This window comes from Streptomyces sp. GQ60 (genome assembly GCF_059758875.1).
Map to the genome: position 1 here is coordinate 107545 of NZ_JCAXEG010000016.1, position 14561 is coordinate 122105.

Annotated in this window: 8 protein-coding genes; 3 read left to right on the forward strand and 5 right to left on the reverse strand. The window is 71.7% G+C overall.

All coding sequences use genetic code 11. From position 1 onward, the window contains the following. Positions 1-95: 95 nt before the first annotated feature. Entirely contained in the window at positions 96-1685 is a 1590-nt protein-coding gene (locus AC6CKD_RS30430; RefSeq protein WP_498331759.1) for a 4-hydroxyphenylacetate 3-hydroxylase family protein, read from the forward strand. 78 nt (positions 1686-1763) lie between these two features. Here the strand turns inward: AC6CKD_RS30430 and AC6CKD_RS30435 are convergent, their stop codons facing one another. The 5 genes from AC6CKD_RS30435 to AC6CKD_RS30455 all read right to left on the reverse strand — a co-directional run bounded on the left by AC6CKD_RS30435 (position 1764) and on the right by AC6CKD_RS30455 (position 10513). After that, the gene (locus AC6CKD_RS30435; protein ID WP_498331761.1) at positions 1764-3101 is read right to left on the reverse strand and encodes a condensation domain-containing protein; all 1338 of its coding nucleotides are present in this window, start codon (positions 3099-3101) and stop codon (positions 1764-1766) included. A gap of 126 nt (positions 3102-3227) precedes the next feature. Beyond that, positions 3228-4847: a tyrosine 2,3-aminomutase gene (cmdF, locus tag AC6CKD_RS30440; RefSeq protein ID WP_498331852.1), complete on the reverse strand. Its 1620-nt coding sequence runs from the start codon at positions 4845-4847 to the stop codon at positions 3228-3230. Positions 4848-4947: 100 nt separating this feature from the next. Beyond that, positions 4948-7617, reverse strand: a complete 2670-nt coding sequence (locus AC6CKD_RS30445) for an AMP-binding protein (RefSeq protein WP_498331763.1) — start codon at positions 7615-7617, stop codon at positions 4948-4950. A 34-nt stretch (positions 7618-7651) separates the two neighbouring features. Next, on the reverse strand, positions 7652-9100 hold the full coding sequence (locus AC6CKD_RS30450; protein ID WP_498331765.1) for an FAD-dependent oxidoreductase: 1449 nt from the start codon (positions 9098-9100) through the stop codon (positions 7652-7654). Between the two features lie 165 nt (positions 9101-9265). Continuing rightward, a complete protein-coding gene (locus AC6CKD_RS30455) occupies positions 9266-10513 on the reverse strand; it encodes an acyl-CoA dehydrogenase family protein (RefSeq protein WP_498331767.1) in 1248 nt (415 codons plus the stop codon). Between the two features lie 307 nt (positions 10514-10820). Here AC6CKD_RS30455 and AC6CKD_RS30460 point away from each other — a divergent pair, with 307 nt between their 5' ends. Next, positions 10821-13052 (forward strand): molybdopterin-dependent oxidoreductase, encoded by a 2232-nt coding sequence (locus tag AC6CKD_RS30460; protein ID WP_498331769.1) that lies wholly within the window; start codon positions 10821-10823, stop codon positions 13050-13052. Between the two features lie 65 nt (positions 13053-13117). Further along, a complete protein-coding gene (locus AC6CKD_RS30465; RefSeq protein ID WP_498331771.1) occupies positions 13118-14461 on the forward strand; it encodes an extracellular solute-binding protein in 1344 nt (447 codons plus the stop codon). Positions 14462-14561 lie beyond the last annotated feature (100 nt).

Sequence of the window (14561 nt, forward strand, 5' to 3'; positions counted from 1 at the left end):
CCCAGGAGAAGGTCCGAGCGCCGCCCGGCTGCAACCATGAGGTGCACACCTTGTCTTGAACGCGCCTCGTGCGAGAGGAAGAGGGAAGAACACTGATGACCGAGCGTCAGGATGTCCCTGCCGGCCCCGCCGACGAGCGGCGAAAGACCCGCCCGCTGACGGGTGATGAATACATCGAAAGCCTGCGGGACGGCCGGGAGATATACATCTACGGCGACCGCGTAAAGGACGTCACCAAGCACCCCGCATTTCGCAATCCGATCCGCATGACGGCGCGTCTCTACGACGCATTGCACGATCCGGCCAAACGAGGTGTCCTGACCCGGCCGACCGACACGGGCAGCGACGGATACACGCACAGCTTCTTCACCACTCCGCGCAGCGTGGACGACCTGGTCGCCGACCAGAAGGCCATCGCCGAATGGGCGCGCATGAGCTACGGGTGGATGGGGCGCAGCCCCGACTACAAGGCCTCGTTCCTCGGGACGCTCGGGGCCAACGCGGACTACTACGAGCCGTACTCGGACAACGCGCGGCGCTGGTACCGGGAGTCCCAGGAGAAGGTCCTCTTCTGGAACCACGCCATCGTCCACCCGCCGGTCGACCGCAACCTCCCGCCGGACCAGGTCGAGGACGTGTTCATCCACGTCGAGAAGGAGACCGACGCCGGTCTCGTGGTCAGCGGCGCCAAGGTGGTCGCCACCGGCTCCGCCCTCTCGCACTACAACTTCATCGCGCACTTCGGCCTGCCGGTCAAGAAGCGGGAGTTCGCGCTGGTCGCCACCATCCCGATGGACGCCCCGGGCATGAAGCTGATCTGCCGCCCCTCCTACACCGCCACCGCGGCGGTCATGGGCAGCCCCTTCGACTACCCGCTGTCCTCCCGGCTGGACGAGAACGACACGATCCTGGTCCTGGACAAGGTCCTCATCCCCTGGGAGAACGTCTTCGTCTACGGCCACCTCGGCAAGGTCCAGATGTTCCCCGCCCGCTCGGGATTCGTGGAGCGCTTCACCTTCCACGGGTGCACCCGCCTGGCGGTGAAGCTGGAGTTCATCGCCGGTCTGCTCGTCAAGGCGCTGGAAATCACCGGGACCAAGGACTTCCGCGGGGTCCAGAGCCGCATCGGCGAGGTACTCGCCTGGCGCAACCTCTTCCTCGGGCTCTCGGACGCCGCCGCGCGCAACCCCGTCGAGTGGAAGAACGGCGCGCTGCTGCCCAATCCGCAGTACGGCATGGCGTACCGCTGGTTCATGCAGATCGGCTACCCGCGGGTCAAGGAGATCGTCCAGCAGGACGTCGCGAGCGGCCTGGTCTACGTCAACTCCAGTGCGGAGGACTTCAAGAACCCGGACGTCCGCCCGTACCTCGACAAGTACCTGCGCGGTTCGGACGGCGTGCAGGCGGTCGACCGCGTCAAGGTGATGAAGCTCCTGTGGGACGCGGTGGGCACCGAGTTCGGCGGCCGCCACGAGCTCTACGAGCGCAACTACGCCGGCAATCACGAGAACACCCGCGTCGAGCTGCTGTTCTCCCAGATGACCTCGGGACAGGTCGACGGCTACAAGGCCTTCGCGGAGGCCTGCCTGTCCGAGTACGACCTGGACGGCTGGACCGTGCCGGACCTCTCCAACTTCGACGACCTGCGGGCCTCGGCCCGCAAGTCCCTGAACGACGCCGCCTGAGGCCCGGACGCGACGGTGCCCGCGGCCCCGGAAGGGGGCCGCGGGCACCGTCGCGTCCGGGACGGGATCAGGACCCGGTCAGGACAGGGTGAGCGGGGCGTCGGGGGTGACGATGGTGCGCTTCAGCACCTCGCGGAAGCCGGCCGCGAAGTCCGCCATGGTGCTCTCGTGGTAGAGGTTCGTGTTGTAGCCGACGTGGCCGAGCATCTGGCCGGAGACCGGGTCGATGTCGAGCTGGAACATCACGCCGTCCGGGATGTCCGTGCTCACCGGCTGCGACAGCAGACGGCGCCGGATCTCCGAGATCCGCAGGTCGCCGGCCTCCTCGCCCTCCAGCGCCGGGAACTGGAAGACCTGGAAGGCGATGACGCCGAGGTCGTCCGCGCCGAAGGAGGCCGCGAGCTCCGGAGCCTCGGCGACGACCTGGCCGAACGGCAGCGCGTTCCCGTACGCCTTCAGGCAGGTGGCCCGGGTCCGCTGCACGACCTCGCGGAACGTGGCCGCGCCGGCGATGCCGGTCCGCAGCGGGACGAAGTTGAAGAACGCGCCGACCGTGTTCTGGAACTTGGCGGGACCGCGGCCCGAGGCCATGGTGGGGACGACGACGTCGGTGGCGCCGAGGCGCTCGTTGAGGAAGACCTTGTAGGCGGCGAGCAGGACCATGAAGGCCGAGCTGCGGGTCTCCTTGGCGACGGCGAGCGCCGCCGAGGTCAGCTCCGCGTCCACCTGGAAGCGGTGGACGGAGGTGGTCTTCTCCACGCCGGCGGACTTCAGGTGGTCGGTCGGGACACCGGTGATCTTCGCCCCGGCCAGCTGCTCGCGCCAGTAGCCGCGCGCCTTCACGTCGGCCTCGGGAGCGAAGCGCTCGCGCTCCCACCGGGCGAAGTCCTGGAACTGGGTGGCCTCGGGGAGGGCCGCGGCGCCGTAGCCGCGGCGCTCGGCGTAGAACGCGCCGAGGTCCCGGATGATCAGCTGGATGGAGACCTCGTCGGCCGCCGTGTGGTGGGCGATCAGGACGAGGACCGCGTCCTCCTCGTCGAACCGGCCCAGGACCGCGCGCAGCAGCGGCAGCTCTCCGACGCCGTAGTGGCCGCCCTCCAGCTCGATGAGCAGCTCCTCGGCGCGGCGGTCGCGGGCCGCCACGTCCTCCTCGGGGATCTCGCGCACGGTGAGGGAGACGGGCGAGGCCGGGACGATCTCCTGGCGCTGGCCGCCGGGGGTGCGCACGATCGTCGTCCGCAGCGCCTCGTGGCGCTCCACGACGTCGTCGAGAGCGCCCTGCAGGGCATCGGGATCGATCTTCCCGGCCAGCCGCCAGCCGCCGACGATGTTGTAGAGCGGGCCGAAGGGGCCGCTCTCGTCGCCCTGGTCGAACATGCACAGGAACTCTTGGTTGAAGGAGAGGGGAATGCTCATCGGGTCGTCCCAAGTCTTGTGGAGGTGTGCGGCGGGTATGCGGCGGGCCCCGGCGGGCCGTCGTGAGGACGGCCCGCCGGGGCGGAGGCGTGATCGGAGCGGGGCGCGATCGATGCGGCGCCGGGCTCAGCGCAGTTCGGTCCCGGTGGATTCCGCGGCCGCCAGGAACTCGCCGCGCGAGAGGGCGGCGGCGACCAGCTCGATGTCGTCGGACATGTAGCGGTCCTCGGTCAGGGTGGGGACCAGCGAGCGGATCTGGTCGTACGTGGCCTTGCCGGTGGGGCTGAGCTTCGCGTAGCGGCCGGACAGGTCGACGGCCTGGGCGGCGGCGAGGAACTCGACCGCCAGGATGCGGGTGTTGTTCGACAGGACCCGGCGGGCGTTGCGGGTGGCGATCAGGCCCATGCTGACGACGTCCTGGTTGTCACCGTTGGACGGGACGCTCTGGGTGCTCGCGGGGCCGATGGTCCGGTTCTCCGCGACCAGGGCGGTGGCGGGGTACTGGGCGCCGGCGAAGCCGCTGTTGAGGCCCGGGTCGTTGGCGACGAGGAACTCCGGCAGACCGTCGCTGAGGTGGCGGTTGAGCAGGCGGTTGGTGCGGCGCTCCGAGAACACGCCCAGCTGGGTGAGGGCCAGCATGACGAAGTCCATGGCGAAGGCGATCGGCTGGCCGTGGAAGTTCGCGCCGTGGAAGACCTCCTTGCCGTCGAAGAAGAGCGGGTTGTCGTTGGAGGAGTTCAGCTCGGTCGTGAGCGTGCTCACCGCGTGGTACAGGGTGTCGCGGACGGCGCCGACGACCTGCGGGATGGCCCGCAGCGTGTACGCCTTCTGGAGGTAGACCTCGGTGCGCGAGACGCCGTCGCCCGAACGCTGCTCCTGCGCCTGGCGGCGCAGCTCCGCGTGCTCGACCATCAGGCCGCTGCCGGCGAGGAGGGCGCGCATGTTGGCGGCGGTGTCGATCTGGCCCTGGTGCGGGCGGGCGATGTCGTGGCCCTCGGCCTGGAACGGGCTGGTGGAGCCCTGCAGCGCCTCCAGGACCAGAGCGGTGCCGATCTCGGCCTGACGCACCTGGTCCAGGGCGCGGGACACGACGAGGGATCCCAGACCCGTCATGGCGGAGGTGCCGTTGATCAGCGCGAGGCCCTCCTTGAAGCGGAGCTGGAGCGGCTCGATGCCCTTCTCGGCCAGGACCTCGGCGGTCGGCCGGCGCTTGCCGTCCTGGAGGACGTAGCCCTCGCCGATGAGGGTGCCCGCGATGTGCGAGAGCGGGGCGAGGTCACCGCTGGCGCCGAGGGAGCCGATCTCCGGGATGGCCGGGGTGATGTTCTCGTTGAGGTAGAGGGCCAGGCGCTCCAGCAGCTCGGGACGCACGGCCGAGTAGCCCTTGGAGAGGGCGTTCAGGCGGGCCGCCATGATCGCGCGGGCCTCGTCCTCGGCGAAGAGCGGGCCGACGCCGGAGCTGTGGCTGCGGACCAGGTTGGTCTGGAGCTCGACCTCCTTCGACTTGTCGACCTGCATGTAGATCATCTCGCCGTAGCCGGTGGTGACGCCGTAGATCGGGGCACCCTCCTCGACGATCTTCTCGAACTGGACGCGGCTCTTGGCGGCCTTGGCCAGGGTTTCTGGTCGCACGGTGACCGGCGCCAGGTCTTCCGCCACCCGGCGGACCGCGGCGATGTCCAGCGTCTCGCCGTCGAAGCTGATGCCTGATGCGTCGGATTCGACCGAGAAGTCCGTCTCAAGCAATGTCACGACATTCACCCCAAGTGATATGAAAATACGCAAGTTGAGTGGAAGGAGGCCTGATGGCCGTGCCCGGTGCCGGTACGGGGGCCGGCACCCGTGCTCAGCGCGCGGCCGCGGCGCTCCCGGCCAGGGCCCGCCGGTCGACCTTGCCGCCGTTGTTGCGGGGCAGGCTGTCCAGCGTCACGAACGACAGCGCGGGCAGCGTCTTGCCGAACCACCGCACCAGGGCGGCCCGCCATTCCGCGGAGGTGCCCACCGGCTCGCCGTCGGGGGTGCGGTGGGGCACCACGTACGCCTCGAGCCGCGTCACGAGGCCGTCGGGTCCGGTGCACGCGATCACGGCGCAGGAGGACACCGATTCGTGGGCGGACAGTGCCGCCTCGATGCCGATGAGCTCCAGCCGGGTGCCGGAGATCTTGACGCGCGAGTCGCCCCGGCCGGAGAACTCCAGCGAGCCGTCCCAGCGCCGGCGTCCCCGGTCCCCGGTCCGGTGGATGCCACTGGTGGCGATCGCGGCGATGGTGCCGTCGGCCAGGGGGCGGAACGCCTCGCAGCCGGGGCGCTCGCCGATGTACCCGGGCGTCACCTGGGGGCCCAGCACGACGATGTCGCCCGTGACACCGGCGGGGCAGGGGCGGTCGGCGGAGTCCAGGACCAGCACCTGGCGGCCGGGGATGGACCGGCCGATCTGCACGGTGCCGCGCACCGGCGCGGAGACCTCGGTCCAGGTGGCCAGGATCGTTTCGGTGGAGCCGTAGAGATTGACCAGCCGGGTGGCGGGCAGCGCGGCCCGCAGGGCGCCCGCCAGCTCTCCGGGGAGCGCCTCGCCCGCCAGGAGCAGATGCCCGAGGGAGCCGAGGCGCCCAGGGGCCGATCCGATGGCGGCGAGCAGTTCCCGGGCGAAGCTGGGGACCGTCTGGAAGTGCGTGATGTGCTGCGCGTCGAGCCAGCCCGCGAGCTTGTCGGGGTGCGCGCGGATCCGCTCGGGCACGGGGTACAGGGTGGCCCCCACGGCCAGGGCGGCGAAGACCTCCACGAGGCCGGCGTCGTACCCGGGTGCGGACCACTGGGCCACGCGCGAGCCCGGCCCGATGCCGAACTCGCCGGTGAACCAGTCGATGAACTGGGCGAAGGTGCGGTGGGTCTGCGGAATGCCCTTGGGGCTTCCGGTGGTACCGGACGTGTAGGCCACGTAGGCCCACCGGTGGGCCGAGCCCTCTCCGTCCGGTCTCCCCGGCGCCGACGGCAGCGTGCTGCCGCCCGCACCGGGGACCGCCCGGTCGGGGGATGCCGGGTAGGTGGGGACGTCACTCGGGACGTCCAGGTTCAGGACGTGACCGTCGAGAACGCCGAGGTACCAGTCGACGAGGCCGCGGTCGCCGGGATCGCCGGCCAGGATCAGACAGTGCGGGCGCAGGGCGTCCAGGACGTCCTTGCCGCGGTCCCCGGAGTCGCCGGTGCCCAGGACCACGGCGTGGGCGCCCGCGCCGAACGCGCCGAGCAGGCCGGCGGCCTGACGGGATCCGGCGGGGAGCATCAGCGCCACCGCCGAGCCCTCGTCGACGCCGATGCCGCGCAGGGTGTCCGTGATGCGCGAGGCCTCGGCGAGCAGTTCGCCGTAGGTGACGTCGCCGGTGGCCTCGGACAGCGCGATCGCGTCCGGCGCGCTCTGCGCCACCGCGCGGAAGCGCTCGTGGACCGAAGGCCCGCTCCACACTCCGGCCGCCACCGCGTCGGCGTCGGTGACCGCGCGGAGGATCTCCCCGGGCGTCTCCAGGGGCAGTTCGCGCGCCGGAGTCCCGGGATCGGCCAGGGCCGCCTCCAGGAGGGTGCGCAGCTGGCCGAGGAAGCCGGCGGCGGCGTCCGGGTCGTACGGAGTGGTGAGGTGGTTGAGGTGTCCCGTGACGGAGGGAGTGGTCTGGTGCACCGTCAGGGTGACGTCGGCTTCGGGCGAGTCGCCGCGGAACCAGCCCTCGTCCGAGCGGAGCCTGCGCACGCGGGCTCCGGCGAGCCGGAGCACCGGACCGAACGGGTCGGCCGACGCGAACACCGCGTCGTACGGAACCTCCTCGGCGGCGGCCGCGGCGGAACCCGCGGTCCGCTCCAGCGGGAGGCGCTGGTCGGCGGCGGCCGAGCGGCGCAGCGCGGCCGTGCGCAGCAGGAGTTCGCGGAAGGTGGGCTGTCCCGAGAAGTCGGCGCGGATCCGCCCGCCGCCGGTGACGGCGACCGTCAGGTCCTCGCCGCCGTGCCGGCCGAGCAGCCAGTGGTAGGCGGTCAGGAGGACGTCGTAGGGAGTGACCCCCTCCTTGGCGCTCACCTCGCCGAGCGACGCGGAGAACTCGGTTCCCCAGTCGAACTCGGCGCTGCCGAAGTCCCCGGTCCGTCCGGCGGTCTCGGACGCGTAGGCGGCCGAGAGGCCGTCCACCAGACCGGCCAGTGAACGGCCCGCCGCGAACGCCCGGTTGACCGCGATCAGGATCAGGTGGGCACCGTCGGCGAACCGGCCCACGGTCAGCCTGGCGGCGGGGCCGCGGCTCGCGGGGAAGGAGAGCGCCAGCGGGTCGCCCCACAGGCGCTCCGCCGCCTCCCACGGACCGTCGTCCGCCACGGTGCCCAGGTCGGTGAACCAGTGGGCGTCACCGCCCGGCCGCGCGGCGCCGCCCGGGATGTCCTGGCCGGCGGTGGCGTCCCGCCAGGCATTGCGCAGCGCCTGTGTGTCGAGGCCGCCGGTGACGGCGTACGCCCTGACGACATGAGCCGTCTCGGTCATGCCCACTCCCTTCGTTCTGATGTGACCGCTCGGGTCAGTGGCTGACGAGCTCGTCGGCCGACCGGGAGGGGGCCGCGGGCTCGGCGGCGGGAGCCGCCTGAGAGGTGCGGGCGGCGCCGGAGGACGAGCCCGTGAGATTTTCGACCGCCGAGCGCGCGACGTTCCACAGCACCCGGGCGATGAACGCGGGGCGCATCATCGCGTCGGGCTTGTCGACGAGGCCCGCGCCGCGCATGTAGGCGGCGGTGACCTTGCCGTCGCGGGTCGCGGCCGTCTGGACCAGCTTGAGGAAGGTCTGCGCGGCCTTGACCTGCGGGGTGCGCTCGCCCTTGACCCCGGGGAACGTGAGGTCGACGGTGTTGGTCATCTCCCACGGCGGGTCGATGACGTCGCGGGCCAGATCGCGGAAGTAGTCGGCCGGGATCGGGGCCGCGCCGCTGTGCAGGTGGTCGCGGATGGTCAGGGCGCCGAGCGCGGCGGCCGTCATGCCCTGGGCGTAGACCGGGTTGAAGGTCGTGACCGCGTCACCGGTGACCAGCAGGCCCTGCGGGAAGCGGGGCATGTCCTCGTAGCGGCGGCGCAGGGTGGTCGGGAAGCGGAACGCGATCGGCTCGTCGAGCGGTTCGGCGTGCTGCAGGGCGTCGTAGATGTCCGGCACGGCGAGGGACTTCACCCAGGCGTACAGGCCGTCCTGGTCGGTGGGCGGGTGGTCGCCGAGCAGACCGTACGTGGTGAGTTCCACGCGGCCGCCGTCGGTCTTGGTGAAGATGGCACCGCGGGGCAGCTCGGGGGAGGCCACCGGGTTGATGGACAGGTCGCCGTGGTACGGGTCTTCGAGCAGCTTGTAGTGCTGGGTGACGTAACCCAGGCCGATCTTCTTGCGCTCCTCGACGACGCGCGGGTAGCCGAGCTCCTCCAGCCACACGGGGGTGCGCGAGCCGCGGCCCGTCGCGTCGACGACGAGGTCGGCGTCGACGGTCTCCTCCGTGCCGCCGGCCGCCAGGCTCTGGACGCGGACGCCGGTGACCTTGCTGTGGTCCGCGGTGGTGACCAGGCCGAGGATGTCGTGCTCCTCGAAGAAGGCCACGTTCGACAGTGCGGCGGTGCGCTCGCGGATGTGCTTCTCCAGCATGGGGCGGCTCGCGGCGACGCAGGTCAGTCCGGCCACCTGCTGCTTGAGCGGCTTGCCGTTGAAGTACCAGCGCACGTGGCCGGCGAGGTCGCCGGTCGGCACGCCGTCGGCGAAGAGCTCCTCGGTGATGCCCGGGTACAGCTCCTCCATCACCAGCTGGCCGCGGGCCAGGAGTCCGTTGATGTGCCGGCTCTGGGGGCAGTTCTTGCGCGGGCCCTCCACCCCGACCAGCACGTCGCGGTCAACGATGAGTACTTCGTCGTAGGCATCTGCGAGCACTCTGGCCGCGAACAGGCCGGCGATGCTTCCGCCGAGTACCACCGCGCGAGTACCGGTCTTGTCACCCGACACGGGGACCTCCTCGAATTTCCCGTTATGGGATGGGAATCAGGGGTTGGGATGGGAATCAGATGAAACGGATTCGGTGTTGCCGATCGTCGCGCCCGGCCGAGCCGATGCGCATCTCCTGGTGTGCTGCCCCCACGGGCCGGTCGTGCGGCATCCCTGAAGACGGGGTCAGTGCGCACCGGGGCCGACGCCGAAGTGCGTGCGCGAGAGCTCGCGCGCGGCCGCGGTGAAGAGGAACAGGGCGATGCCCGCGTGGCTCTGCTGCATGGACATGTCGCGCCAGACGCGCTCCATGCGCTGGCCCTGGCGCACCGCACTGGAGCCGGCGGTGGGGAACAGGTACCCCTCGACGGCGCGCCAGCTCATCCGCACCGCCTCCCGGCAGATGGTCGCGATGCGGAGTTCGAGCTCCGGGGTGACGTGTTCGGCCCCCCGGGCGGCGGCCTCGTCCCACTGCCGGACCGCGCCGAGCAGACCCGCCTCGGCGGAGTGGACGAGCCCCGCGGCCTGGCCGTACCAGTACTGGAAGTCCGGGTCCTCGGTGCGCGGCACGATGGGCGGGAACATGGTGTGGCGTTCGAGCATCAGCTCCTCGTACGCGTCGAGGGCGTTCTTGGCCATGCCCACGGCGAGCGCCGCGTCCTCGAGGATCATGAAGCTCAGCGGTCCGCCGCCGTACGTCGGGTTGCCGTGCAGGACCCGGCCCGGAGTGCCGCCGCTGACGTCCACCTGGCTCATGTGGGTGTCCAGCGTCAGGTGGGCCGGGACGCGGCCGTTCTCGATCCGGATGCTGTGCGAACCGCTGCCGCGCAGGCCGAGCGTCCCGCTCCAGTCGTCGAGCCGGGTGAACTCGCTGCGAGGGGCCACGAACAGCATCGGGCGCGGCTCCCCGGCACCGTCGTCCACCAGGGTGTGGCCGATGAAGTGCGTGGCGTAGGGCGAACCCGAGCAGTACTTCCAGGTGCCGTTCAGCACCCACTGCCCGTCCGCCCCGAGCTCGGCGGTGCCGCTCGGCGCGACCGTCGCGGGGGCGATGAAGTCGCCGCCGGCGAAGACCTCCGCCTGGGCCCGCTCGTCGAACAGCGTCGCCACCGCGTGGGAGTGCGCCGCGCCCAGGCAGAACATCCACCCCGTGGACGGACACCCGCGGGTCAGGGCGACCACCACGCGCATGAACGTGTCGACGCCGAACTCGTAGCCGCCGTAACGCCGCGGCACCAGGATCCGGTAGAAGCCGGCCCGCCGGAACGCCTCGTGGGTGTCCTCGGCGTAGAAGCCGCGCTGCTCCGTCTCGGCCTGGCGGCCGATCAGGTCCCGGGCCAGCGCCTCGGCCCTGGCCACGACCTCGTCCGCGGTCAGTCCGGGCTCGGGAGGCAGGACGATGGTCCGTTCGGGAGCACTCGCGGTGACTGTCATTGCTGCGCGGATTCCTTTGCTTCGGATGATGCCGCTGCGCGGGGCCACACCACCCGCGCCGCCGGCGCGCTGCGGCCGCGGCCCAACGGCCGACGGTGGCAGAGTCGCACCGCCCCGGGGCCGGCGCATCTCCTGGTTTGCGGCACCGGGCCCGTGCCGCCGGCCCGTCCCGCAGGCCCGCGGCGACGGGGTTCGGCGAACAGCACACGGGAAGATGCCGGCCCGCGGCGGGGGATGCGATCGTCGGACCGCCTGGTCCGGTCCGCCGGCCGTACGGATCCTGCCAACCGACGCTCCTGGAGTTTCGTTGAGAACCGCGCACCGCACTTGCCCCATCTGTGACGCCGTCTGCGGCCTCAAGATCGAACTCGACGACGACGGGAAGGTGCTCGGCGTCCGCGGCGACGCGGACGACCCGCTGTCCAAGGGCTACATCTGCCCCAAGGGCGCGAGCCTGGGCCGCATCGACGAGGACCCCGACCGGCTGCGCGTACCGATGATCCGCACCGGCGACCAGTGGCGCGAGGCGAGCTGGGACGAGGCCTTCGAAGCCGTCGAGCAGGGCCTCATGGGCGTCATCGACCGGCACGGCCGCCAGTCCGTCGCCGCCTACTTCGGCAACCCGACCTTCCACACCATGGGCGGGATCTTCTACCGCGGGCCCCTCTCGCAGTCGCTGGGCACCACCAACCTCTACAGCGCCGGCACCATCGACCAGCTGCCCAAGCACGTGGCCGTCGGCCTCATGTTCGGCAGCGGCACGGCCATCTCGGTGCCGGACCTGGACCGCACCGAATACCTGCTCATCCTCGGCGCCAACCCGGCCGAGTCCCACGGCTCGCTCTGCGCCGCCCCCGACTTCCCCGGCCGCCTCAAGGCCCTGCGCGCCCGCGGCGGGAAGATCGTCGTGGTCGACCCGCGCCGCACCCGTACCGCGGACCTCGCCGACGAGCACCTGTTCGTGCGCCCCGGCACCGACTCCCTCCTGCTCTTCGCGATCGTGCACACCCTGCTCGCCGAGGACCTCGTCACCCTGCGCGTCGAGACCGAGGGCCTGGAGGAACTGCGGGAACACGCACGGCCCTTCACCCCCCAGGCCGTCGCCCCCGTGTGCGGCGTGCCCGCCGGGGACATCGTCCGCCTCGCCCGCGAACTGGCCGCCGCGCCCGCCGCCGCCGTCTACACCCGCATGGGCACCAGCACCGCGGACTTCGGCACCCTGACCCAGTGGCTCGTCGACGTCGTCAACACCCTCACCGGCAACCTCGACCGGCCCGGCGGCGTCATGTTCCCCAAGCCCGCCACCCTCGAAATGCCCTGGGGCCCCCGTCCCTTCACCTCCGGCCGCTGGCACAGCCGCGTGAAGAACTACCCCGAGGCCATGGGCGAGCTGCCCGTCGCCACGCTCGCCGACGAGATCGAGACCCCGGGGGAGGGCCAGGTGCGCGCCCTGATCTCCATCGCGGGGAACCTCGCCCTGTCCGCGCCGAACGGCCCCAGGCTCGCGAACGCCCTCGGCGACCTGGAGTTCATGGTCTGCGTCGACCCCTACCTGAACGAGACCACCAAGTACGCCGACGTCATCCTGCCGCCCCCGCGCATGATGCAGATGCCCCACTACGACCTGCTGCTCCTGACGGTCACGGTCCGCAACTACACCCGCTTCTCGCCGCCCGTGCTGCCCCTGGAACCCGGACAGCTCTCCGAGGCCGAGATCATGGCCCGCCTCAGCCTCATCGCCGCCGGCGCCGGCGCACAGGCGGACCCCGCCCAGCTCGACGAGGCGGTCATCGGCCAGCTGCTCGGCATCGGCGCGCAGATCCCCGGCTCGCCCTTCCACGGCATGGAGCCGGCCGAGGCCCGCGCGCTCCTCGACGGCGACAGCGGCCCCGAGCTGATGCTCGACGCGATGCTGCGGCTCGGCCCCTACGGGCTCTCCCTGCCGGAGCTGCGCCGCAACCCCAACGGCATCGACCTCGGCCCGCTGGAGCCCCGCCTGTCCGAGGTCATCGACACCGAATCCGGCGCGGTACGCCTCGCCCCCGTCGAGCTCCGCCCCGAGATCGAACGCCTCGGCGTCCGGCTGGCCGCACCCACCGCGCCGATGCTGCTCATCGGGCGCCGCCAGCTGCGCTCCAACAACAGCTGGCTGCACAACGTCCCGTCGCTGGTGGGCGGCAGCAACCGCTGCACCCTCCACGTCCACCCCGACGACGTGGCCCGGCTCGGCCTCGACACACACGCCCGCGTCACCTCGGCGACCGGCGAGCTCGTGGTCCCGATCGAGCCCAACGAGGCGATCATGCCGGGCGTCGTCAGCCTTCCCCACGGCTGGGGACACGCCGGCTCCGCACAGCGCACCGCCGCCGCCCACCCGGGCTTCAACGCCAACGCCCTGACCGACGACTCGACGATCGACGCCCTGTCCGGCAACGCCGTCTTCAACGGCGCCCCGGTCGTCGTCGTCCCGGCGCCCGCCCCCGAAGGCGGGGAGCCCCCCGTCCACGAGCCCGTCCTGCTGCCGGTCTTCGCGGCCTGAGCCGTCCCGGCCCTGCGAGAAGCAGCGCCGCCCGCACCACAGCCCGCCCCCCTACTGGAGGACCCATGAACCCCGGCGCCCCGGACGAAGTCGTCGTCATCGAGGCCTGGCTCTCCGAGTTCCCGTTCCCCGACTTCCTGGAGCCGATCCGGGAACGCGCCCGGGAGTTCGAGAAGGCCCACCCCGGGTACCGGATCGACATTCGCGGATATTCCTACGAGAAGCTCCCCGAGGCCGTCGCCGAGGCGGCGGCCAGGGGCGCCGCCCCGGCCATCGCCACCTACTACGCCGGCGCCTCGCAGCTGGCCCGGGACGCCCGCGCCCAGGACGGGTCGCCGCTGTTCGTCTCCGTGGAGAAGGCGGTCGCCGGCCGCACCGAGATCCTGGGCGAGCAGGTGGTCCTCGACGACTTCCTGCCGGGCGTGCGCGAGTACTACAACGTCGACGGCGACTTCGCGACCGTGCCGCTGACCCTCTCGACGATGCTGCTGTACGCCAACACCACCGTCCTGCGGCAGGCCGGCATCGACTCCCTGCCCCGCACCTGGCAGGAGACCACGGCCGCGTGCGAGGCCGTGGCCCGGCTGGAGGACGGACCCGGCCACGGCATCGCCTGGCCGGTCGACGGCAAGTTCATGCAGCACGCCCTCGCCCAGCAGGGCGCCCTCCTCGCCGACGCGGGCAACGGACGCTACGGCCGGGCCACGGAGATCGACCTGGACTCCGCGGCCCTCGCGGCCTACGTGGACTGGTGGCGCAGCCTGCACCAGAGCGGCCACTACCTGCACACCGGCGTACCGGAGGACTGGGCGGGCACCTTCAAGGCCCTGGTGAACCAGGAGGTGGCGCTGCGCTTCAGCTCCTCCTTCGACGCCAACTACATGGTGCGGGCCGCCGCGGAGGCCGGCTTCGACCTGGAGGTGGGCGTACTTCCCCGCAACGGCGACATGCCCTGCGCGGGAAACTGGATCGGCGGCGACTCCCTCTGGCTCACCGACGGCCTCGACGAGGCGGTCCGGGACGGCGCCCTCGCCTTCATGCAGTACCTGAACAGCCCGCGGGCCGCGGCCGCATGGCACAAGGCGAGCGGCTCGGCCCCGGCGACGTACGGCGTGATCGCCCTGCTGGAGGAGGAGGGCTGGTTCGACCAGCACCCCCACCACCGCGTGACCGGTGAGCAGCTCGAACTGCGCAGCGGACCGCCGGAGGCGCACGGGGCGGTCCTGGGCGGCTTCCACGCCATCCAGATCGTGATGATGGAGGCCATGGCGGACGTCCTGGACGGAGCGGACCCGCGCGAGCGATTCGCACGCGCCCAGACGCGGGCCCAGAAGCTGCTGGACGACTACAACGCCTACGCGCAGGGCACCGGCCCGCTGACACCCGACTGCCTGACCGTCCGCATCTGACGCTGCCGGGGGCTCCGCCCGGCGGGGCCCCCGGCAGCGAAGAGCACGGCGGGAGAAGACAGCCCGGCCCGTGCTCGTAGAGGCTGATGGCGGCTCAGCA